Annotated in this window: 20 protein-coding genes; 11 read left to right on the top strand and 9 right to left on the bottom strand. The window is 69.4% G+C overall.

All coding sequences use genetic code 11. The features are described 5' to 3' along the window. Positions 1–337 precede the first annotated feature (337 nt). Positions 338–763 (top strand): hypothetical protein, encoded by a 426-nt coding sequence (locus OOT08_RS04450; protein ID WP_325091359.1) that lies wholly within the window; start codon positions 338–340, stop codon positions 761–763. A 68-nt stretch (positions 764–831) separates the two neighbouring features. Here the strand turns inward: OOT08_RS04450 and OOT08_RS04455 are convergent, their stop codons facing one another. The 4 genes from OOT08_RS04455 to OOT08_RS04470 form a co-directional block, all read right to left on the bottom strand. Continuing rightward, positions 832–2,298 (bottom strand): NCS2 family permease, encoded by a 1,467-nt coding sequence (locus OOT08_RS04455; protein ID WP_325091360.1) that lies wholly within the window; start codon positions 2,296–2,298, stop codon positions 832–834. Between the two features lie 281 nt (positions 2,299–2,579). Further along, complete coding sequence (gene rpsO / locus OOT08_RS04460; protein WP_325091361.1) at positions 2,580–2,849, bottom strand: 30S ribosomal protein S15; 270 nt, start codon at positions 2,847–2,849, stop codon at positions 2,580–2,582. Positions 2,850–2,970: 121 nt separating this feature from the next. Then, positions 2,971–3,717, bottom strand: a complete 747-nt coding sequence (locus tag OOT08_RS04465) for a cache domain-containing protein (RefSeq protein ID WP_325091362.1) — start codon at positions 3,715–3,717, stop codon at positions 2,971–2,973. Then, entirely contained in the window at positions 3,714–4,520 is an 807-nt protein-coding gene (locus tag OOT08_RS04470; protein ID WP_325091363.1) for a FadR/GntR family transcriptional regulator, read from the bottom strand. Before OOT08_RS04470 ends, OOT08_RS04465 begins: the two co-directional genes overlap by 4 nt. A gap of 190 nt (positions 4,521–4,710) precedes the next feature. Between OOT08_RS04470 and OOT08_RS04475 the strand changes: the two genes are divergently transcribed. The 5 genes from OOT08_RS04475 to OOT08_RS04495 all read left to right on the top strand — a co-directional run bounded on the left by OOT08_RS04475 (position 4,711) and on the right by OOT08_RS04495 (position 9,875). After that, the gene (locus tag OOT08_RS04475) at positions 4,711–5,790 is read left to right on the top strand and encodes an ABC transporter ATP-binding protein (protein ID WP_325091364.1); all 1,080 of its coding nucleotides are present in this window, start codon (positions 4,711–4,713) and stop codon (positions 5,788–5,790) included. Positions 5,791–5,865: 75 nt separating this feature from the next. Then, positions 5,866–7,050, top strand: a complete 1,185-nt coding sequence (locus OOT08_RS04480; RefSeq protein WP_325091365.1) for an extracellular solute-binding protein — start codon at positions 5,866–5,868, stop codon at positions 7,048–7,050. Positions 7,051–7,216: 166 nt separating this feature from the next. After that, positions 7,217–8,101, top strand: a complete 885-nt coding sequence (locus tag OOT08_RS04485) for an ABC transporter permease (RefSeq protein ID WP_325091366.1) — start codon at positions 7,217–7,219, stop codon at positions 8,099–8,101. 9 nt (positions 8,102–8,110) lie between these two features. Next, positions 8,111–8,917, top strand: coding sequence for an ABC transporter permease (locus tag OOT08_RS04490; RefSeq protein ID WP_325091367.1), 807 nt, complete (start codon positions 8,111–8,113; stop codon positions 8,915–8,917). 115 nt (positions 8,918–9,032) lie between these two features. Further along, the gene (locus tag OOT08_RS04495) at positions 9,033–9,875 is read left to right on the top strand and encodes an inositol monophosphatase family protein (RefSeq protein ID WP_325091368.1); all 843 of its coding nucleotides are present in this window, start codon (positions 9,033–9,035) and stop codon (positions 9,873–9,875) included. Between the two features lie 81 nt (positions 9,876–9,956). On the opposite strand, the gene OOT08_RS04500 is transcribed toward OOT08_RS04495, so the two are convergent. Together OOT08_RS04500 and OOT08_RS04505 are read right to left on the bottom strand one after the other, a co-directional pair. Further along, entirely contained in the window at positions 9,957–10,328 is a 372-nt protein-coding gene (locus OOT08_RS04500) for an FKBP-type peptidyl-prolyl cis-trans isomerase (RefSeq protein ID WP_325091369.1), read from the bottom strand. Positions 10,329–10,388: 60 nt separating this feature from the next. Then, positions 10,389–11,555, bottom strand: a complete 1,167-nt coding sequence (locus tag OOT08_RS04505) for a PrsW family intramembrane metalloprotease (protein ID WP_325091370.1) — start codon at positions 11,553–11,555, stop codon at positions 10,389–10,391. Between the two features lie 85 nt (positions 11,556–11,640). On the opposite strand from OOT08_RS04505, the gene OOT08_RS04510 reads away from it, so the two are divergent. Further along, the gene (locus tag OOT08_RS04510; protein WP_325091371.1) at positions 11,641–12,525 is read left to right on the top strand and encodes a fumarylacetoacetate hydrolase family protein; all 885 of its coding nucleotides are present in this window, start codon (positions 11,641–11,643) and stop codon (positions 12,523–12,525) included. Between the two features lie 62 nt (positions 12,526–12,587). Beyond that, complete coding sequence (locus tag OOT08_RS04515; RefSeq protein WP_325091372.1) at positions 12,588–13,274, top strand: SIMPL domain-containing protein; 687 nt, start codon at positions 12,588–12,590, stop codon at positions 13,272–13,274. Here the strand turns inward: OOT08_RS04515 and OOT08_RS04520 are convergent. Then, the gene (locus OOT08_RS04520) at positions 13,271–13,858 is read right to left on the bottom strand and encodes a VOC family protein (RefSeq protein WP_325091373.1); all 588 of its coding nucleotides are present in this window, start codon (positions 13,856–13,858) and stop codon (positions 13,271–13,273) included. The genes OOT08_RS04515 and OOT08_RS04520 overlap by 4 nt on opposite strands. Before the next feature lie 184 nt (positions 13,859–14,042). On the opposite strand from OOT08_RS04520, the gene OOT08_RS04525 reads away from it, so the two are divergent. Both OOT08_RS04525 and OOT08_RS04530 read left to right on the top strand, forming a co-directional pair. Continuing rightward, on the top strand, positions 14,043–15,425 hold the full coding sequence (locus OOT08_RS04525; RefSeq protein WP_325091374.1) for an MFS transporter: 1,383 nt from the start codon (positions 14,043–14,045) through the stop codon (positions 15,423–15,425). A 190-nt stretch (positions 15,426–15,615) separates the two neighbouring features. Continuing rightward, the gene (locus OOT08_RS04530; protein ID WP_325091375.1) at positions 15,616–16,386 is read left to right on the top strand and encodes an SDR family NAD(P)-dependent oxidoreductase; all 771 of its coding nucleotides are present in this window, start codon (positions 15,616–15,618) and stop codon (positions 16,384–16,386) included. A gap of 76 nt (positions 16,387–16,462) precedes the next feature. Here OOT08_RS04530 and OOT08_RS04535 read toward each other — a convergent pair whose 3' ends face one another. Beyond that, entirely contained in the window at positions 16,463–17,758 is a 1,296-nt protein-coding gene (locus OOT08_RS04535; protein WP_325091376.1) for a dihydrolipoamide acetyltransferase family protein, read from the bottom strand. 22 nt (positions 17,759–17,780) lie between these two features. Then, entirely contained in the window at positions 17,781–19,994 is a 2,214-nt protein-coding gene (locus OOT08_RS04540) for an alpha-ketoacid dehydrogenase subunit alpha/beta (protein ID WP_325091377.1), read from the bottom strand. A 216-nt stretch (positions 19,995–20,210) separates the two neighbouring features. Between OOT08_RS04540 and OOT08_RS04545 the strand changes: the two genes are divergently transcribed. After that, positions 20,211–20,981: an SDR family NAD(P)-dependent oxidoreductase gene (locus OOT08_RS04545; protein WP_325091378.1), complete on the top strand. Its 771-nt coding sequence runs from the start codon at positions 20,211–20,213 to the stop codon at positions 20,979–20,981. Positions 20,982–21,026: the final 45 nt, after the last annotated feature.

Consider the following 21,026-nt stretch of genomic DNA (forward strand, 5'->3'; position numbering starts at 1 on the left):
AACGGGCCTCCTGGTACTTCTAGCCGGAACCGCGCACCCAGCGGTGCCCCCGCTCCGCACGGGCGGGGTACCGCTGGGTGCTGCCGGGTGCGGGCGAGCGCCCCGGGAAACGGCATGACCGCGATCGCTTTGACGCCCGGCAGCGCGACGGAGCATGCTGCGAAGTCGATCTCCGGGAGCTGCGTCCTCACCGCCCGGGGCCGCGGTGCCCCCCCTCCGGTCCGGCGTCCTGCGCGCGATCGAGGGGAACGCCGGGTGCCACAGCGCCCCGAGCGCGCGCCGGAACAGCGGAAGAAGTTCCGGCTGCTCAATCGCGAGCCCCGCCTAGGCTAGAGCCATGACCGACCACTCTGCGCCCCCAGCCCAGCCCGCATACCCTGCTCAGCCCGCGCCGCAGTACGCCCCTCCGGGCCCGGCGTTCCCGCCCCAGGGCTTCCCCCCGCCGGTCGCTGGCCCCCGGCCACGCAACACGCTCGCGTTGGCTGCGCTGATCGTCGCGCTCGTCGCGCTCGTCATCGGGTTCCTCCAGACCTTCGTCCAGAGCGTCTCCTTCGACATATCTGGAATGGTGCAGAACGTCACCTTGCCGCTGATGAACCTCAGCAACCTGATCGCGCTCGTGCTGGGGCTGATCTCGGTGCGCCGGACCTCCCCGCTCGCGATCCGCTGGGCCGGCTACGTCGCCATCGGCATGGCCGGTTCCCAGCTGCTGCAGACCATCGTGTTTTTTCTCGCCTTCACCATCAGGTACAACTTCTTCTAACCGTCCGCACGCGCACACGCCCCCGAAAATCATCGATTCTCGGGGGCGTGTGCGCGCGCAGTCGGGAGCTACAGCCCGAGCACGGACTCCAGGGGGCCGCGTGCGAAGTACACGACGAAGCCGAGGGCGACGATCCAGAGCAGCGGGCTCACCCTGCGCCAGTTGCCGGACAGCGACTGCACCAGCACCCAGGAAATGAACCCCGCGCCGATGCCGTTGGCGATCGAGTAGGTGAAGGGCATGACCGCGATCGTCATGAAGGCGGGCAGCGCGACCGAGAAGTCGGCGAAGTCGATCTCCTTGATCTGGGCCATCATCATCGCGCCGACCACGACGAGGGCGGCGGCGGCCACCTCGAGCGGCACCGCCTGGGTGAGGGGGGTCAGGAACATCGCCATGACAAAGAAGAGGCCCGTGTAGACGTTCGCGAGGCCCGTGCGGGCTCCCTCGCCGACCCCGGAGGCCGAGTCAACGAAGATCGTGTTCGAGGACACGGAGGCCGCGCCACCGGCGATCGCGCCGACGCCCTCGACGATCAGGGCGCGCTTCAGGCGGGGCACGTCGCCGTTCTTGTCGGCGAGCCCAGCGGTCGCGGTGAGCCCCGTCAGGGTGCCCATTGCGTCGAAGAAGTTCGTGAAGACGAGCGTGAAGACGAGCATCGTCGCGCCGAGGGCACCGATCCGCTCGAAGGAGCCGAACAGGTCCACGTTGCCGATCAGGCTCAGGTCGGGCAGCGCAAAGACCTGGCCCGGGATCTGGGGCACGTTCAGGCTCCAGCCGCCCTCGTTCTCGAAGGCGGGGCCCAGCTTGAGCAGGGCCTCCAGCGCAATGGCGAGCACGGTGGTGCCCACAATGCCGATGAGGAGCGCGCCGCGGACCTTACGGGCCATGAGCACGCCCATCAGGATCAGGCCGATGACGAAGGTCAGCGTGGGCAGGGTCGCCACGGAGCCGGCGCTGCCGAGCTGGACGGGCGGGCCGGCTGGCGTGCCGGTCACAAAGCCGGAGTTCACGAGCCCGATGAAGGCAATAAAGAGGCCGATACCGACCGTGATCGCGATCTTCAGCTGGCGCGGCACCGCGTTAAAGACCAGGGTGCGCAGGCCCGTGGAGGCCAGGATCACGATGATCACGCCGTTGATGACCACAAGTCCCATCGCCTCGGCCCAGGTGACCTGGCCGACGACGGAGACCGCGAGGAAGGAGTTGATGCCGAGCCCCGCGGCGATGCCGTACGGCAGGTTCGCAATCAGGCCGAACAGGATCGTCATGACCCCCGCGGTGAGCGAGGTGGCGGCCCCGACCTGCGCGGCGTCGAGCCAGCTGCCCTCGACGTCGAGCGCGGCGGCGTCCTTGCTGAAGCCACCGATGATCAGCGGGTTGAGCACCACGATGTAGGCCATCGTGAAGAAGGTGACGAGCCCGCCGCGGAACTCGCGCCCGTGGGTCGACCCCCGCTTCGTGATGCCAAAGTATCGGTCAAGGGTCGCGGCGAGGCCGCTGCGTGAGGGGGGCGTATCCGTGGCCTGAGTCATGAACTCCATCGTACCCTGCCTGAGCGTTCCCTGAGAAACCGGGGACACCCACCCTGTTGTCAGACAACCCCGGATCAGCCCGTCTTTCCGCCCGGATGAGGCCCCCGGGGGACACCCCAGCGGAGCCGCCAACGCGCCCCGGGCTGGCCCGCCAGGGCGGCCCGGCCAGCGACCGGATCTTGGCGTCCGCCCGGGGGAGCGCACGAAAAAGCGCCCGCCACCGCGAGGGTGACGGGCGCTTCTGCCAATGTCTCGGCGATCAGCCGAGAGCCTGGCCGAACTTAGCGGCGCAGACCGAGGCGCTCGATGAGCGCACGGTAACGCATGATGTCGACTGCCTGCAGGTAGCCGAGCATCCGGCGACGGCGACCGACCAGGAGCAGCAGGCCACGACGGGAGTGGTGGTCGTGCTTGTGGTCCTTCAGGTGCTCCGTCAGGTCCTTGATGCGCTGCGTCTGCAGGGCAATCTGGACCTCGGGGGAACCGGTGTCACCGGGCTGGGTAGCGTACTCTTCGATGATCGCCTTCTTGACATCAACTGCAAGTGCCATAGAGGGACCCCCTTTTCTGTTCGTTGCGCGGCGCCCGCAGCGGGATGCTGGGGGCTCTCTTATTCCGCGGCCGTTGGACGGCAACCGATCCAGCATAACAGGTTCGGCCGGGGGCCGGAAACTAGGGCCGCTCGACGACGACCGCGAGCGGGAAACGCTCGGAACGGAGCACGACCGCGCCGGCGCGCTCGCCCACCGCCTCGGTCAGCGTTTCGAGCGAGTCGCCGGGCCGGACGCCGCGATAGGGATCCCCCGTGGCGTAGTCCGGATTGGACGACACGACGACCCGCCCCCCGGCGTTCACGAGGGTCGCGCAGTTTTCCAGTCGCTCCATCGCGGGGAGCAGCGTCGCCTCCAGCGAGGAGACGAGCACGTCCGCGCAGGCGACCCCGACGAAGGCCCCGTCGACGAACAGGGGCAGCGAGCTCGTCAGCGTGATCTCGTTCGAGCAGAGATAGTCAACGTAGGGCCCGGCAACGTGACCCCGCCCGGTGCGCTCCGGCACCCGGAACCACTCCAGGCGACGGTAGTCCACCGCGTACTGCTCCCCCACGATCGCCGCGGAGAGCAGGGGCTGCCGCTGCGGACCCTGCCACCAGGCGAGGGGATTGCCGGAGCCGATAACCTCGGCGGTCGCGCAGAACCCCGCGCCGTAGATCGGCAGCCAGGCGTCGCCGATCACGGCGAGGGCGTCGGCCTCGATGAGGCTCGCGAGGCCCGCCCCGGTCAGCCCGCCGGTGCGGATGACCGGCGCGAGCTGCTGCTCCAGGGTGGGCAGCCAGGAGGCGAGCGAGTCAAAGACCCCGCCGAAGAACTCATCGACGAGGTCGAGCGTGACCGAAACGGCGGCGTCGTTGCGCGGTGTCATGGGCCCTCCTGAGCGGACAGAGAATGATCGAGTGTGACACGCTCACCCCCCAAAAGGCCAGCCGACAGCGTGGCTCGTCGCCGCACGAGCCAGCGCAGGGAGCCGGAGACGCTCTCCCGGATCGCCGCCCTGGCCCGCGGAAAATCGCGGTCGAGCGTTGCCTGCACCTGCTCAGTGAGCGCGTCGTGCGAGCGCTCCCTGGCCTCCGCGTCGCCGTCCTGCAGGGTGAGCAGCGGCGTGAACTCGGCCTGCAGCCGAACGTGCTCGCGGGTGAGCCGCACGGACTGGCTGAGCCCCGCGAGTTCCAGCTGCACATCCGTGATAATCCGACGCCAGGCCTCGCGGCCGGCCCCGCGGGCCTCCGCGAGAATCTCCTGAATCACCTCAAGCTCGTCCGGGGTGGCCCTGACGCAGGCAAACTCGGCGCAGGCGGCCGCGATGGTCTCGTAGTGCACCGCGAGGTCATTGAGTTCGACGCGGGGCATCGCGAGCAGGCTGCCCTCGTTATTTGCGACCGCGTCCGAGCGGCTCGCGGTCACGAAGCTGCCCCCGCTGCGCCCGCGCCGGGTCTCGATCAGCCCGCGCTTGCGGAGCGCGTCGAGCGCCTCGCGCACGGTCACCACCGCGACGCCGAAGGAGCGGGCCAGCTCGGACTCGCTCGGCAGGCGCTCCCCGTCGGCGAGCGCCCCGGCCGAGATCGCCCGGTCGATCCGCCCCTCAACGAGCGAGGCCCGCCCCTCGTCGCCGATGGGCGCGAAGACGGCGGAGTGCATCCGGGACCCGCGCGACGATCCTGCGGCCATGGATGCTGCCTCTCCGCCCGCGGGGCGCGGGCGTGCTCGTTCGGTGTGGTTCCTCGATTCTGGCACAGCGCCCCCGGGGATCCCCTGAGCAACCGCGAGCCCCGGGGACCGGACTTGCGCTTTAAACATCTGGTGCCATATGTTAACCCTCACACACAGTGAAACTCACCGTGAGGAGCAACGGAGCACCATGAACACCCATCCCCCGGTCACCGGAACCGTGTCCACGTCCCAGGACAACATCGCCGTCTCGGTCCGCGGTGTCAGCAAGGCCTTCGGCGATGTGTACGCCGTGCAGGACCTGGACATCGACATCCGCCAGGGCGAGTTCTTCTCGATGCTCGGCCCCTCCGGATCCGGCAAGACCACCGTGCTGCGGATGATCGCCGGATTCGAGGAGCCGACCGCCGGGACGATCCTGCTCGAGGGCGAAGACGTCACGAACGCGGCCCCCTTCGACCGCGACGTGAACACCGTCTTCCAGGACTACGCGCTGTTCCCGCACATGACCATCGCCGAGAACGTCGGCTACGGCCTCAAGGTCCGCAAGGTGGGCAAGGCCGAGCGAGCGGAGCTCGTCGAGGTCGCCCTCAAGCAGGTCAAGCTCGATCACGTCGCCGACCGGCTGCCGTCCCAGCTGTCTGGCGGCCAGCGCCAACGCATCGCGCTCGCCCGCGCGCTCATCCTGCGCCCCAAGGTGCTGCTCCTCGACGAGCCCCTCGGCGCCCTCGACAAGCAGCTGCGCGAGGAGATGCAGATCGAGCTGAAGCAGATCCAGCGCGAGGTCGGCATCACCTTCATCTTCGTGACGCACGACCAGGAGGAGGCGCTCACCCTGAGCGACCGCGTCGCCGTGTACAACGACGGGCGCATCGAGCAGGTCGGCACGCCGCGCGAGGTCTACGAGTACCCGCGCACCGAGTTCGTTGCCGGCTTCCTCGGCGTCTCGAACCTCATCACCGCCGAGGAGAGCGAGCCGCTGTTCGGGATCAACCGGATGCACAGCATCCGCCCGGAGCGGGTCCGCCTCGCCCAGCCCGGCGCTGCGGCGAGCGCCGAGGAGGTCGCGCTGCCCGGCCGGATCGAGGAGACGGTCTACACGGGCAAGAGCACCCGGTACATCGTGCGCGCCGAGTCCGGGATGCGCATCCTCGCCGAGGCCCAGAACGATCAGCACCCGGGGGCCGAGACCGGGTTCCGTCGGGGCGATCAGTGCACCGCGATCTTCCGGATCGACCACGCCACCGCGGTCGCCAAGCGCCCGGCCTAAGCCCCCCGGGGTTCGCCCCGCTCACACGTCACTGACGAAACACCGATGTTTCACCATCCCCTAAAGGAGATTCACATGAACAAGAAGCAGATTCTGCTGCCCGCCATGGTGGCGGTCGCGGGACTCCTGCTCGCGGGTTGCTCCGCGGCAGACGCGCCGACCGAGTCCGGCTCGGGCGGACTCAGCATCGACGTCCCCGACGTTCCCATGCTGGAGAAGGCCGGTGAGAACGAGCAGGAGGTCAACATCGTGGCCTGGGCCGGCTTCGTCGAGCCCGCCTGGTCCGATACCTTCACCGAGCAGACCGGCTGCCAGGTTAACCGCCGGGTGGCGGGCACCTCGGACGAGATGGTCACCCTGATGCGCACGGGCGAGTACGACCTCGTCTCGGCCTCGGGCGACGCGAGCCTGCGCCTCATCGCGGGCGGCGATGTGGCCCCGATCAACACCGAGCTGATCCCCAACTTCGGCGACGACATTGCCGAGGGCATGAAGGGCCAGGTCTACGACACGATCAACGGCCAGAGCTACGGCATCCCGATCGGCCGCGGCGCGAACATCCTGCAGTACAACTCGGATGTCGTCACGGAGGCCCCCACGAGCTGGGACATCACCTGGGAGCAGGACAGCCCCTACGCCGGGAAGATCATTGGCTACGACGCCCCGATCCACATTGCCGACGCCGCGGTGTACCTGATGGACTCGCAGCCGGACCTCGGGATCACCAACCCCTACGCCCTGGACGAGGAGCAGCTGGCCGCCGCGGTCGACCTCCTCAAGGAGCGCAACGGCATCGTGAGCGAGTACTGGGGCGACCCGACGGCGCAGATCACCTCCTTCACGGGCGGCACGAGCGTCGTGGGCACCTCCTGGGAGGTGCTCCGGAAGCTCTCGGGCGATGACCGCATGCAGGGCGTCCTCCCGAAGGAGGGCTCGACCGGCTGGTCCGACGCGTGGATGATCTCCTCGAAGTCGAAGAACCCGAACTGCGCGTACCAGTGGATGGACTACACCTCCGCCCCCGAGGTGAACGGCGCGATCGCCATGAACTTCGGCATGGCCCCCGCGAACACCGCCTTCTGCGAGTCCGGCGACGAGGCCCGCGCGCACTGCGACCTCTTTAACGCCGAGGACGAGGACTACTACTCGAAGGTGTGGTTCTGGACCACGCCGATCGAGCAGTGCGTTGACGGCCGCACGGATGTCCTGTGCACGAACTTCCAGCAGTGGACGGACGCCTGGCAGACCGTCAAGAGCTAGGGCCTTCCGGCCCCGCGGGGGCGAGGTGGCCCCGGTCACCCCGCCCCCCGCACCCCCGCTGCGCGTCGCCCAGCCGCGCACCCAGCCGCGCCACCGCAGCACCCCGCAGTCCCCGGCAGCGCCCGCCGCGCCCCGCGGCACAACGATCGATCAACGAGGAACCGACGTGACCACAACCGTCCCCACGGAAAGCCCCAGCCGGCCGCTCTCCACCGCTCTCTTTCGGCGCCCGAAGCTCCGCCTCGGCGCGCTGCTCACCGCGCCGCTCGCCTGGCTGATCGGCATTTACATCTTCTCGCTCGTGATGCTGCTCATCACGGCCTTCTGGACGACCGACTCGTTCACCTCAAAGGTGAAGCCCGGCTTCTCCCTGGAAAACTTCGCGAACATCTTCACGAACTCCGCGTACCTGTCGACCACGCTGCGCACGCTCGGCATCGCGCTGCTCGTCACGCTGATCTGCGCCCTGCTCGCCGTGCCCCTGGCCGTGTTCATGGCAAAGATCGCCTCGCCGTGGCTGCGCTCGCTGCTGGCCGTGGCGGTCACGCTCCCCCTCTGGGCCGGCTATCTCGTCAAGGTCCTCGCGATGCGCGTCACCTTCACCGAGGACGGCTTCTTCAACTGGCTGCTCGGCCCGGTCGGCATCACCGGCCCCGGCTTCAGCGCCGGCACCGTCGTGCTCACCCTCGTATACCTCTGGTTCCCCTACATGGCGATCCCCGTCTACACCGCCGTGAGCCAGGTGCCCGCAAACCTCTTCGACGCGTCGAGCGACCTCGGCGCGAAGAGCTGGCGCACCATCTGGGACGTCGTGGTTCCCCTGCTCAAGCCCGCACTGTTTGCCGGGTCCATCTTCACCTTCTCGCTGAGCCTCGGCGACTACATCGCCGCGAAGTTCGTCGGCGGATCCACGCAGATGATCGGAAGCGTGATCGCCTCGAACATCAACCTGAACCCGCCCGTCGCCGCCGCGTTCTCCGCGGTGCCGATCGTGCTCGTCCTCATCTACCTGACCGCGGTGCGCAAGACCGGCGCACTCGAGAACCTCTAGGAGGCCGCCATGCTGCGTCTGTCCCGCACCGCGAAGATCGGCCTTGGCGCGATCGTCACCGCGATCCTGCTGTTCATGTACACCCCGCTCGCCCTCGTGGTGATGAACTCCTTCAACGAGGCCCGCGTGTCCAGCTGGCCCATCAAGGGCGTCAGCCTCGAGTGGTGGCAGAAGGCCTTCACGAGCGAGCCCATCCGCCAGGCGGTCGGCCACTCGGTCATCACCGCCGTCGGCGCAACCGCGATCGCGCTCGTGCTCGGCACCCTGGTGGCCTTTGCGCTGCAGCGCTACCGCTTCTTCGGCCAGAACGTCGTCAACCTGCTCGTCATCCTGCCGATCGCTCTGCCCGGCATCGTGACCGGTGTCGCCCTCAGCAACACGTACCACAACGTCCTCGACCCGATCGGGATCAAGGTCGGCTACGCGGGCATGATCATCGCGCACGGGACCTTCTGCGTGGTCATGGTGTTTAACAACGTGATCGCCCGCCTGCGCCGGATGAACCCGAATCTCGAAGAGGCCTCGATGGACCTCGGCGCCGGCATCATGCAGACCTTCCGGCTCGTGACCTTCCCCCAGTTCCGGAGCGCCTTCATCGCCGGAGGCCTGCTCGCCTTCGCGCTGAGCTTCGACGAGATTGTCGTCACGATCTTCACCGCGCCCCCCGGCGTGGATACGCTGCCGCTCTGGTTTATGAACCAGATGGCGCGCCCGAACGAGGGCAGCCTCGTCAACGTCGTGGCCACCGTCATCATCCTGCTCTCCCTCATCCCCGTGTACTTCTCCCAGCGGATGAGCGCGAAGAGCGAGGTGTAGGCCCCGCTCCACCCGCGGTTTTCCGTCGCGAAACACGCCCGTCCCGTTCCCGGGGCGGGCGCGTTTCGCGGCGGGGGAACCCGTGGGACCCCCCGGCACAGGATAGATTCGAGTCATGAGCGCATCACCCACCCCCCTGGCACAGGCCCTGCGTGCCATCGCGATCGAGATCGCCGTCGAGGCCGGGAACCTCGCCAAAGACCTGCGCGGCCGCGGCGTCCGCGTCGCCGCGACGAAGTCCACCCAGACCGATGTGGTGACCGAGGCCGACCGCGCCACCGAGCGCACCCTGATCGGGCTGCTGGCCGACCGCCGCCCTGACGATTCCGTCCTGGGCGAGGAGGGCGGGCTCAGCGTCACGGGCTCCTCCGAGATCACCTGGGTCCTCGATCCCATCGACGGCACCGTGAACTACCTCTACGACCTGCCGATCTACGCCGTGAGCGTCGCGGCCACCGTGGCGGACCCGAGCTGCGCCGACGGGCGCCGGGCCATCGCGGGCTGCGTCTACATCCCCACGACCGGGGAGGTGTTCGCGGCGGCCCAGGGCGGCGGCGCGACGCTGAACGGCGAGCGCATCCGCCCGAATCGCCTCGAAGACCTCGGGCAGGCCCTGGTCGGCACGGGCTTTGGCTACTCGCGCGAGCGCCGGGCCGAACAGGCGGGCATCGCCGCCGCGCTGCTCCCCCGGGTGCGCGACCTGCGCCGCCTGGGCTCCGCCGCATACGACCTCTGCGCGGTGGCCGCCGGCCGACTCGACGCCTACTACGAGCGCGGACTCCAGCCCTGGGACTACGCGGCGGGTTTCCTCATCGCGGCCGAGTCCGGCGCCGCCGTGCTCGGGCACCGCGACGGCTCCGCCCCCGGTGAGTGGCTCGCGGTCGTGGCCCACCGGCCCCTGGCCGAGCAGCTGCGCGTGCTCACCAGCCAGGAGGCAGCCCCCGAGGGCTGGGACTAATCGTTCCCGTCCGGGGGAGACACCCGGAGACGAGAAACGCCCCGACCGCTTGGTCGGGGCGTTTCTCGTTGGCGCTGTGGCTTAGCTCACACCCAGCAGGTCGATCACGAAGATCAGGGTCTTGCCGCCGAGCGGGTGCCCGGCGCCGTTGCCGTAGGCCTGAGCCGGGGGCACGACAAGCTTGCGGCGGCCGCCGACCTTCATGCCGGGGATGCCGATCTGCCAGCCCTGGATGAGGCTGCGCAGCGGGAAGTTGATGGACTCGCCGCGGCCCCAGGAGGAGTCGAACTCTTCGCCGGTGCTGTACTCGACACCGAGGTAGTGGACGTTGACGGTGGAGCTGGCCACGGCTTCCTCGCCGGTGCCCACGACGAGATCGGTGATCTCAAGCTCCGCGGGCGCGGGGCCGTCGGGAAATTCGATCTCGGGCTTCGTAAGCGCTGATTCAGTCATGGCTCTATTGTGCCCGTTCTCCGAGGCCCCCGCGTGTGCGTTCGCTGACAGAAAAACCGGTTACGCGGACGCGCCGAAAAACAGCCCCTGGCGGGTCTGCGTGATCGCGGCGAGCAGCTCGGCCTCCCGCTGCACCGCGCGATCCCGGCCCCCGCTCGCGTGCACCCGGTCACGCACCGCGGACAGCGCGGTCATGTCGCGCACGAAGTGTTTCGCCGCCCGGGTGCCCCCGGGGCCCCGGGTCTCCGCCCACGCCCGCAGCTGCGCCCGCCCCGGCTTCGTCGCGACGAGCCAGACCTCGTTCCGGCTGAACCAGCCCGCCTCGGCGTACTCGAGGAGCCGTTCCTCGGTGCGCCTGCGCTCGCTGCGGCGCAGGAAGGTGATCAGCACGATACAGGCGGCGAACAGCGGCATCTGGATGAGGACGTAGAGCCCGTAGAAGTCGATGAACGTGGACAGGTTCCAGAGGAAGTGCAGGAGCGCCGCGAGACCCAGCCCGGCAACGCCCCAGAGCGCGACCGGGCGGCCCCGGGTGACCGCGAGCCCCATCGCGAAGCCGGTGCCCGCCGTGAACATTGCGTGCGCGAAGGGCGAGAGAAGCCCGCGCGTGAAGAAGGTCGCCGTGAAAAGCATCGCGTCCCCGTTGAGCAGCGCGTCGCCGAAGTAGAGAATGTTCTCGGTGAAGGCGAAGCCCGCGCCGATGATCATGCCGTAGACGATGCCGTCGATGGGGCCGTCAAAGGTGCGCCGCCAGATCAGGAAGATCAGGGCCAGCCCGATCGCCTTCGTGCTCTCCTCGATGATGGGGGCGCTGACGACGGATTCGATGAACTCGTCGCCGTTGCCGCCAGAGGCGATGACCAGCGGGAGTTGGATGAGCAGCGTCAGGGCGACGGAGGCCGCAGCGCCCCACAGCCAGGCCGTCAGCACCGCCAGCCTTGGCTCGGGTTCCCAGCGGTCCACCCAGGCGGCCCCGGCCACGACGAAGCCGAGGGGCACGAGGGCGGCGAGGCCGCAGACAATGACCGCGCCGGGGCCGAGCGAGGCGGCCAGGTACCCGAGCACGAGCAGGAAGACAAAGACGAGGCCGATGAGGACGATCAGCGGCACCAGCGAGCCGGTGCCGCGCCGCGCGGGACGCATCGCGGGGATCCCGGGGTCGATCGCCCGCTGTCCGACCGGGGCTCCCGAGCGCTGGCCGAAGGGTTCAGAAGGCGTCGTGTGCATTCCCCTATCCTGCCATCCGGCCGGTTTTCGGTCGATCCTCGACTCGGGTCTGCGCCGCGCCGAGGAATCGCGTACCCTACAGAGTGTGAAGTTTGCACATCTTTCTGACAGCCCCTCCGCCCAGCCGACCCTTGCCATCGTGGTCGACGAGATGGCACACTTCGTCGCCGATCTCGTCCCGAACCGCTCGTTTCCGCACCTCCAGGACCTGATCGAAGCCGGCCCCGAGGCCCTCGACGAGGTCACCGCCGCCCTGCAGCAGGCCCCCGCCGACGCCGGGACCCCCCTAAAAGACCTCAGTTTTTCTTCTGCCGTCCTGAACCCGCCGCAGGTTCTCGCGGTCGGGCTCAACTACGACGAGCACGCGAGCGAGCTCAGCCTGAACAACGACTCGGGCCCGGTCCTGTTCGCCCTGTTCCCGAACTCCCTGAACGGTCACGGCCGCGAGGTTCCCCTGCCGACCCGCCTCTCCAATGAGGTGGATTACGAGGGCGAGCTCGGCGTCATTATCGGCCGCCCGGCGAAGAACGTCTCCGTCGAGGAGGCGCTCGACTACGTCTTCGGCTACACCGCCGTCAACGACATCACCGCCCGCAACCTGCAGTTCCTGGAGCCGCAGTGGAGCCGGTGCAAGTCCTTCGACGGCTTCACCCCCGTCGGCCCGGTGGTGCTGACCGCCGACGAGGCGCCCGACCCCCAGGCGCTCGCGATCACGACCGATGTGGACGGGCTGCGCGTGCAGGACTCGACCACGGGCTTCATGATCCGCTCGGTCGCCGAGCTCGTCTCTGCGCTGTCGCAGTCCACCACGCTGCTGCCCGGCACGCTCATATCGACGGGCTCCCCCGGCGGCGCGGGTCGCTCGCGGAAGCCGCAGCTGTTCCTGGTGCCCGGCACCGAAGTCACCGTCACCATTGAGAAAATCGGCGAACTGACCTCATACTGTGTCCAGGAGGACCTCACCGCCTAGCGCGTGGGGCCCCGGTGCCCCAGCGCTTCGCTGGGGCACCCCACACCACCCCGGGGAGCCCCATGACGAACGCACGCGCAGCGACCACCATCACCGTGACCGGTCAGGCGACCGAAAAGATCGCCCCGGACCTCGGCGCCGTCCGCCTCTCGGTCGGCTTCAGCTCGCCCGATCGAGCCGAGGTGGTCGACTCCGCGAACCGCGCGCACGCCGCCGTCATCGACAGCGTTCGCGCCCTCCCCGAGGCCGAGGTTGACTCGTGGACGAGCGGACAGCTCCGGTTCTGGTCCTACCGCCCCTGGAACGATCAGGGCGAGGTCAAGCCGCTCCAGCACGAGGCCAAGGCCGAGATCACCGTGCGCTTCTCGGACTTCTCCGCGCTGAGCGCCTGGGTCGCCGAGATCACGCTCGTCGAGGGCACCACCCTCGACGGGATCGAGTGGTCGCTCCGCGAGGACACCGAGCAGCGCGTCCTGGAGGCCGCCCAGCGCGAGGCCGTCGCGGCCGCGGTCCGCAAGGCCGAGGTCTACGCCGCGGCCCTCGCCCTCGGCACGGTCACGCCCGTCGAGGTCAGCGACCCGGGCCTGCTCTCCCCCGAGCAGCCCCCGTTCGCGCGGTCCGCGATGATGTCCGACTCGCTGCGCATGAGCGCGCCGGGCGGCAGCGGTGCCCAGTTCCAGCCGGAAGACCTCACGGTCGAGGCCCGGGTCAACGTCCGCTTCACCGCGGGCGGTCCCGCCGCGGCCTAGCGCACCGGGGCGTTCGCGTCCCGGTCCGACCCGGCCGCGAGGTCGCGCGGATCCCACAGCCGGGCCCGGGTCCGCGCCTCGTAGGCCTTGCCCTGCGGGAAGGACACCAGCTCGAACTGCTGCCCCCAGGGGGAGAGGAAGTAGACCCAGCGCTGCCCGGCGCTGTCCCCCGTGCTCCGGTGCGGCTCCCCCAGGATGCGAACGCCATGCTCCCGCAGGTAGGCGACGGCCTGGTCGATGTCGTCCACGTAGAGCGCGATGTGGTTTCCGCCCACGTCGCTGTTCGCCGGCGGGGTTTGCGCCTGTCCCGGCACCTCGTAGTGGAACACCTCGTAGTTGGACCCCGTCCGGCAGCGGTACAGCCGCGCCTCGCGCATGACCGTCTCGGCGGGGACGTTCAGGTGCTCGCGCATCCAGTCGCCCTCGGGGAGGAACGGCCCCACGGAGTACACGTGCTCGCAGCCCAGGACGGTGACAAAAAAGTGATGCGCCTCCGCCAGGTCCGGAACCGTGATCCCGAAGTGGTCGGTGCCGCGGAGCCCGGGGATCCCCGCCTGCTCGCTCGTTCCGCTGGGGTTCGTCATGCGTTCCTCCTCTGCGCCCGGCTCCGACCGGACCGCCTATCCCGCAATTGGATCCACCAAATGCGATATTGCCAACTTTAACCCACCATAACCCAGCCTGGAGTTGCCATTGGATCCAAAATCTGTGATTCTGGGGGAACGATTGAAATCCCACCCCACGATGTGAGACTCAAAGGAGCGTCACTTGTCGATTCCCCCCACGCCAACGCGGCCCGGCGGCCGCCCCTCGGCTGACGCCGTGGGAGCTCCGTCGCCGGAGACCGCGGCCCCCCTCAGCACGGACATGCGCCGCTCCCTGCTGGCCAGCACCTCCGGAAACATCCTGGAGTGGTTCGAGTGGAGCGCCTACGCGGTGTTCAGCCCCTTCATCGCGGTCGCCATGTTCGACCCCGCAAACCCCGCGTCGAGCCTGCTGTCCACCTTCGCGGTCCTCGCCGTCAGCTTCCTGATGCGCCCGCTCGGCGGCATGCTCTTCGGCTGGGTGGCCGACCGGAAGGGCCGGAAGTTCGTCCTCCTCACGACCATGATCATGATGTCGGTCGGCAGCCTTATCATTGGCATCATGCCCACCTACGAGCAGGTCGGCATCTGGGCCGCGGTCATTCTGCTGTTTGCCCGGGTGCTGCAGGGCTTCGCGCACGGCGGTGAGTCCGCAACCTCGACCACCTACGTCGCGGAGATCGCGCCGAAGGAGCGCCGGGGCCTGTGGTCCTCGCTGATTCACGTTGCCATCGTCGGCGGCTCCATGCTGGCGTTCCTCTGCGGCGCGCTCATCACGGGGATTCTCGGCGACGAGGGTACCCAGGCCTGGGGGTGGCGGATCCCGTTCCTGATCGGGGCCCTCGCCGCGCTCATCGTGCTCTGGATGCGCCGCCACATGGAGGAGTCCGAGGTCTTTGCCGAGGAGAAGACCCCGGAGCAGGCCGCCGCGGAGGCCGCCCAGCTGGCCGTCGTGTGGCCGCGCAAGCGGATGGTGCTCTCGGTCATCCGCATGATCCTGTTCACCTCCGGCATTACCGTGGTGCACTACACCTGGACCAGCTACATGCACACGCACGCGATCAAGACCTACGGCATGGAATCCTCCACCGCCTACTGGGTCACCTTCGGCACCGAGTTGATTGTCCTCGTCGCGCTCCCGTTCTTCGGGCGACTCTCGGACCGCTTTGGCCGCAAGCCGCTCATGATCGTCTTCGCCTCGTTCATGTTTGCGCTCGCGTTCCCCCTCGCCGCGATGGTCGGCGCCGACTGGTGGCAGCTGTTCATCCCGCAGCTGATCGCCCTGCTGTTCTGGGCGATCGCTGGCTCCATGTTCGCGGCGATGCAGGCGGAAAACTTCCCGACCGCGATGCGCACCCGCGGCATCGGCTTCGCCTACTCCATGGCCGTCGCGCTCTTTGGCGGCACCGCACCCTATCTGAACCAGCTCCTGCAAAACGTCGGCCTGGAGTGGGTCTTCAGCGCCTACGTCATGGTGCTCTGCGCGTTCACGCTGATCTCCACTCTCACGATGCGGGAGACCTCGGGGATCGACCTGCGCGAGCTCGATCAGCCGCTGCCGCGCTAGCGGGCAGCCCGAGCGCCGTCACCGGGAGGGGTCGAACCAGTGCAGACTGGTTCGACCCCTCCCGTGTTCCCCGCGGGCGGCCACGCGCGAGCATCGCACCTCGCCGCCGGGCTGCCGGGCTGCCCCACACCCCAGTTCCACCCCTCGTTTTCCCCCACCCCACACTGATCGCAGCCCCTGAGGAGGCCACATGTCCCAGTTTCACGTTCCGGGCGACCGGATCCTGGTCACCGGAGCCGGTCGCGGCATCGGCGCCGCAATTGCCGGCGCGCTCGCCGAACAGGGCGCGAGCGTCGCGCTCGTCGCGCGCACCGCCGCGCAGTTGGCGGCCGTTGCCGAGCGCCTCCCGACCCGCTCCCCCGGGGCCCGGCACGCCGCCGTTGCCTGGGATCTCAGCGCCCCGGAGACGGTGCCCGCGCTCGTGGACGCCGCGGAGGCGGCCCTCGGCGGCGCGATCACGCACGTCGTCCACGCCGCCGGCATCCAACACCGTTCCAGCGCCGCGGACTTCCCCGCCGACGAGTGGCAGCGGGTCCTCGGCGTCAACCTGACCGCGCCGTTCCGGCTCAGCCAGGAGGTCGGCCGCCGGCAGCTCCTCGCCGGGGCCAGCGGCTCCCACACCTTCGTTGCCTCGCTCGCCAGCTCCCTGGGGATCCCGAACATGATCGCGTACTCCGCGGCAAAGTCCGGGCTGCTCGGCGTGGTTCGCTCCCTGAGCACCGAGTGGTCGGGCGCGGGTATCCGCGTCAACGCGATCGCCCCGGGCTATATCGAGACGGAGCTCACGCGGGCCGTGTTCGAGGACCCGATTCGGCGCGCGGAGATGCTCGCCCGCATCCCCATGGGCCGTTTTGGCCGCACGGAGGAGATCGCGGGCACCGCGGCGTTCCTGTCCTCCCCCGCCGCCAGCTACATCACCGGGCAGGTCCTCGCGGTCGACGGCGGCTGGCTGTCCAGCTAACGCCCGCGTGACCCGAAACGGGCCGTGCCGAGGATTTCTCCCCGGCACGGCCCGTTTCGGTTGCCGCGGTGCTCGCCTAGCGCAGCACGGAAAGCGGCTGCTCCATGCGCCGCTGGAACGCCCGGAGCAGTTGCGCCGCGACGGCCCCATCGATCGCCCGGTGGTCGGCCGAGAGGGTGCAGGTCATCATGGTGGCCACCTCGATCTCGCCCTCGCGGACGACCGCCCGCGGCTCGGCTGCGCCGACGGCGAGGATCCCCGCCTGCGGCGGGTTCAGGATCGCGGAGAACTCGCGGGTCCCGTACATGCCGAGGTTACTGACCGAGAAGGAGCCCCCGACCAGTTCCTCCGGGCGAATCTTGCCGTCCTGCGCACGCCTCGCAAAGTCGGCGATGTCCGCGCTGACCGCGCCGATCGAGCGGCTCTCGGCCCCGCGCACCACCGGGGTGAACAGGCCCCCCTCGGTCGCGATGGCGACCGACACATCCGAGGTTCGGTGCTGCACCAGGTGATCGCCGCCCCAGGAGACGTTTGCCTGGGGCACCTCGGCGAGGGCGAGGGCAATCGCCCGGACGACGAGGTCATTGACCGTGATCTTCTGCCCGCCAGAGGCGTTCAGCTCGGCCCGGAGCGCGAGCAACTCGTCCATCCGAACCTCGGCGGAGAGGTAGAAGTGCGGCACCTGCGTCTTGGACTCCGTGAGCCGCCGCGCGATCGTCTGCCGCATCCGGGTCAGCGGGATCCGCTCCCCGGCCTCCCCGTCCGTGACGAGCGTCGGCGGTTCCGGCTGCGTCTGGGCGGCGGGGCGCGCGGTCGAGGATGCCGCCGATGCCTGCCGCTGCCCGATGGCGCGCTCCACGTCGCTGCGGATGATGCGCCCGGAGGGACCGGAGCCGCGCAGCGCGTCGAGGTCGACGCCCGCCTCCTTGGCCAGGCGCCGGGCGAGCGGCGAGGCGAACAGCCGCGGGGCTTGCTCCGACTCGGGCGCTGCGGCGAGCGCGGCACCCGCGCCCTCCGGGACGGAGCCCGGAACGGTCTCCGGGCCGGGGCCGTCCGGGGCCACGGTCCCCGCGGTGCTGCTCGCCGCCGTGGTGGCGGACGCCAGCACGCGCTGGATCTCGGCGGCGTCATCCCCCTCGGCCGCGACGACCGCGATCGGGGCGCCGACGGGCACGCTGGTGCCCGAGTCGACCAGGACGTGCGCGATCCGGCCCGCGGTCTCGGCTTCCAGCTCCACCGTGGCTTTTTCGGTCTCGATCTCCGCGAGGGCATCCCCGGCAGAGAAGGGGGCTCCGACCGGAATCATCCAGGCGTGCAACACCGCGTCCGTCGCATCGGCGACGATGGCGGGCATGTTCAGCAGAGTGGCCATGACGTTCTCCTGTTTCTCCGAGTTACCGGGCGATATTCGTGGCGACACGGGCGAGGCCGGCGGCCACTTCCTCCGTGTGGGCGTAGGCGGCGCGCTCCAGCACCCGGGAGATGCTCGGGGAGGCCTCTCCCCCGGTGACGCGTTGGACGGGCTGGTCCAGGTAGTCGAAGAAGCGGCGGTGGATCTCGTCGGCCAGCCAGGACCCGTAGGACGCGCCCAGCGCGCCCTGCTCGGCGATCAGCACGTTGCCGGTTTTCCGGATCGAGGCACCAATCGTGTCCCAGTCCAGGCTCGCCCGGTCGAGCCAGCGCAGGTCGATGACCTCCGCGTCCAGGGCGGCGTCCTCGGCCGCGGCCAGGGCGGGCTGCACCATCGCCAGGTAGGTCAGCACGGTCACCTCCTCTCCTGCGCGCCGAATCGCGGCGCGCCCGAACGGCGTCTGGTAGTCCAGGTCCGCGACGGGGCCGACCCCCGTTGAGGCGTACAGGTCGACGTGCTCCAGCACGACTACCGGGTCGTCCAGTTCCAGGGCCGCGTTCATCAAGCCGACGTAGTCGAAGGGGGTCGAGGGGGCGACGATGCGCCAGCCGGGCTGGGTGGCAAACACCCCCGCGGGATCCATCGAGTGCTGAGAGCCGTAGCCGGTGCCGAGGGCAACCTTGGACCGGAGCACGAAGGGCATGGTTCCCGAGCCGCCAAACATGTGCCGGGCCTTGCCCACCTGGTTGAAGAGCTGGTCGGCCGCCACCCACATAAAGTCGGCGTACATGAATTCCACGACGGGCTTGTATCGCCCGTCCATGGCGATCCCGCCGCCGAGCCCGACGAAGGCGTTTTCGCTAATCGGTGTGCCCAACACCCGGTCCGGGTACGCGTCCCGAAGCCCCTTGGTGGCCCCGTTCGTGCCGCCCTTCAGCCGGTGCACGTCCTCACCGAGGACCACGATGCGCTCGTCCGTGCTCATCCGTGCGTGCATGACCTCGGCGACGACGTCGATGAACTTCCGTTCCGCGAGCTCGCCCGCGAAGCTCTCGGCCTCCTCCGTGCGCGCGCCGGCCAGTTCCGAGAGGTCGCCGCGCACTCCGACGTCGACGAAGCTCGGGTCGGGCCAGAGCTCGGGCCGGATCCGGCGAACCCCGGGCTTCTGCTCCGGGTCCTGCTCGGTGAGCGCCGCGACCGCGGCGGAGCAGGCCGCCGAGACGATCTCGGTCATCTCGTCGACCTCCTCGGCGGTCAGGTGGCCGCGCGAGGTCAGTTCGGCGATGACGCGCTGAATGGGGTCTCGGTCCCGCCAGGAACGCTCCTCGTCCTTCGGGCGGTAGCCGAAGGCGGAGCCGGGGAAGGGGCCGTTCTGGTGGAAGTACCGGTAGACCTCGGCCTCGATCACGGCGGGCCCGTCACCGCGCCGCATGTGGGCCAGGGCCTCCTGCGTGGCGAGGTGCACGGCCAGCGGGTCCATGCCGTCGACCCGCCAGGAGCGGATGCCGAAGCCGGGGCCGCGCCCGGAGAGCCGGGCCTCCGCCGTGACCTCGCTGATGTGGGTCGAGACCGCGTAGAGGTTGTTCTCGATGAAGAAGGCCATCGGCAGCTTCCACGCCGCGGCGAGGTTCATCGTCTCCAGCGCGGAACCGATATTTGTCGCGCCATCGCCGAAGTAGCTGAGGGTGACGTCGGCGTCCCGGGGGTCGGCGGCGGCGGCCGCCTGCCGCTGCGCCCAGGCGTTCCCGGCGGCGAGGGGGACGCCGCCGCCGACAATGGCGTTCGTGCCGAGGGCCCCGGCCTCGAGCCACTGCAGGTGCATGGACCCCCCGCGGCCCCGGCTAAAGCCGGGTTCCAGCCCGAGGATTTCGGCGAGCGTGCGCTCCAGGAACGCCTGGGTCGGCCCGTCGATCGGGTCCGTGAGCCCCATCATCCCGCCGCGGTCCCGGGCGAGGTAGGCGAGCCCCTTCGCGAGGAACTGGTGGTGTCCGCGGTGGGTTCCGTTCACCCCGTCGCCCGGGCGCAGGGTCACGGCGGAGCCGACGGCGCCCCCCTCCTGACCGATGCTGGAGTGCGCGGGTCCGTGCACCAGGCCGGCTCCGGCCAGCTCCAGCACGCGCTCCTCGAAGGCGCGGATGAGCTGCATCTGCACGAGCATCGTCCGCAGCAGCTCCGGGTCCGCTCGGTCCCAGTCCGCCGAGGTGGTGCGGAGCTCGACCCAGGAAACGTCAGGGCTCAGGGGGGTGGATTCTGACATGACACTCTCTCTTTGACGCACGCCGGGCTGCGATGGTTCGGCGTTGGACTCACGGGGGCGTGACAGGCGTCACATCAGCAACAATAACCTTGATTGGATCCAAAGCAAAAACTTCTCCCGGCAATTTTCGCAGATTAACGGCGTTATGCCCTAGAATTGGATACAAATACGTTCTCCGCGGCCCACCCGCCGGATCCGACCAAAGGAGCTCAGCACATGATCCCCCCTTCCGACCATCCCGCCCGCCCGGTCGCCGCGATCACCGGCGGAGCCTCCGGCATCGGCCTGGCCTTCGCGCGCCGCTGGATCCAGGAGGGCGGTCGCGTCGTGCTGCTCGACTTCTCCCCGAGCACCCTCGCGGACGCGGTCGCCAAGCTCGGCCCCGACAACGCCCGGGGCCTCGCCGTCGACGTCACCCAGAACGACACCGTACTGGCCGCCTACGCGAGCATCGACGCCACCGAGGGCCGCCTCGACACCGTGCTGAACGCGGCGGGAATCGCCCGCCCGGCCCCGAGCGCCGACGTCAGCGACGAGGACTTCACGCTCATGCTCGACATCCACGTCACGGGGACCATGCGCAGCTGCCGGGCCGCCTACCCGCTCCTCAAGCGCACGGGCGGCACGATCGTGAACGTTGCCTCGGTCGCCGCGCTGACCGGGATGCCCGGCCGCGCAAGCTACACCACCGCAAAGGCCGGCATCGCCGGTCTGACCCGAACCCTCGCGGTTGAGTGGGGGCGCGAGGGCGTGCGGGTCAACGCGGTCGGGCCGGGATACGTGCGGACGGCGCTGATCGACACCCTGATCGCCGAGGGCAAGCTGCGCGACACCCTCATCCGGGAACGCACCGCCCTGGGCCGCTTCGCCGAGGCAGCCGAAATTGCCGAGGCCGTACACTTCCTCGCCAGCCCGGCCTCCTCCTATGTGAACGGGCACCTCCTCATGGCCGACGGCGGCCTGACGGTGGATGGGAACTGGTACTGATGGGCAACGCGACCTTCGACTTCAGCGGGAAAACCGCGCTCGTGA

This window comes from Leucobacter sp. M11, from assembly GCF_035726885.1.
In the GTDB taxonomy this organism is placed as follows: domain Bacteria; phylum Actinomycetota; class Actinomycetes; order Actinomycetales; family Microbacteriaceae; genus JAPFRB01.

What these genes read in the sequence shown, in the direction of transcription:
- OOT08_RS04450 (WP_325091359.1), top strand. Translation starts at nt 338, where the DNA reads ATGACCGACCACTCTGCGCCCCCAGCCCAGCCCGCATACCCTGCTCAG.
- OOT08_RS04455 (WP_325091360.1), bottom strand. Translation starts at nt 2,298, where the DNA reads ATGACTCAGGCCACGGATACGCCCCCCTCACGCAGCGGCCTCGCCGCG.
- rpsO (WP_325091361.1), bottom strand. Translation starts at nt 2,849, where the DNA reads ATGGCACTTGCAGTTGATGTCAAGAAGGCGATCATCGAAGAGTACGCT.
- OOT08_RS04465 (WP_325091362.1), bottom strand. Translation starts at nt 3,717, where the DNA reads ATGACACCGCGCAACGACGCCGCCGTTTCGGTCACGCTCGACCTCGTC.
- OOT08_RS04470 (WP_325091363.1), bottom strand. Translation starts at nt 4,520, where the DNA reads ATGGCCGCAGGATCGTCGCGCGGGTCCCGGATGCACTCCGCCGTCTTC.
- OOT08_RS04475 (WP_325091364.1), top strand. Translation starts at nt 4,711, where the DNA reads ATGAACACCCATCCCCCGGTCACCGGAACCGTGTCCACGTCCCAGGAC.
- OOT08_RS04480 (WP_325091365.1), top strand. Translation starts at nt 5,866, where the DNA reads ATGAACAAGAAGCAGATTCTGCTGCCCGCCATGGTGGCGGTCGCGGGA.
- OOT08_RS04490 (WP_325091367.1), top strand. Translation starts at nt 8,111, where the DNA reads ATGCTGCGTCTGTCCCGCACCGCGAAGATCGGCCTTGGCGCGATCGTC.
- OOT08_RS04495 (WP_325091368.1), top strand. Translation starts at nt 9,033, where the DNA reads ATGAGCGCATCACCCACCCCCCTGGCACAGGCCCTGCGTGCCATCGCG.
- OOT08_RS04500 (WP_325091369.1), bottom strand. Translation starts at nt 10,328, where the DNA reads ATGACTGAATCAGCGCTTACGAAGCCCGAGATCGAATTTCCCGACGGC.
- OOT08_RS04505 (WP_325091370.1), bottom strand. Translation starts at nt 11,555, where the DNA reads ATGCACACGACGCCTTCTGAACCCTTCGGCCAGCGCTCGGGAGCCCCG.
- OOT08_RS04515 (WP_325091372.1), top strand. Translation starts at nt 12,588, where the DNA reads ATGACGAACGCACGCGCAGCGACCACCATCACCGTGACCGGTCAGGCG.
- OOT08_RS04520 (WP_325091373.1), bottom strand. Translation starts at nt 13,858, where the DNA reads ATGACGAACCCCAGCGGAACGAGCGAGCAGGCGGGGATCCCCGGGCTC.
- OOT08_RS04530 (WP_325091375.1), top strand. Translation starts at nt 15,616, where the DNA reads ATGTCCCAGTTTCACGTTCCGGGCGACCGGATCCTGGTCACCGGAGCC.
- OOT08_RS04535 (WP_325091376.1), bottom strand. Translation starts at nt 17,758, where the DNA reads ATGGCCACTCTGCTGAACATGCCCGCCATCGTCGCCGATGCGACGGAC.
- OOT08_RS04540 (WP_325091377.1), bottom strand. Translation starts at nt 19,994, where the DNA reads ATGTCAGAATCCACCCCCCTGAGCCCTGACGTTTCCTGGGTCGAGCTC.
- OOT08_RS04545 (WP_325091378.1), top strand. Translation starts at nt 20,211, where the DNA reads ATGATCCCCCCTTCCGACCATCCCGCCCGCCCGGTCGCCGCGATCACC.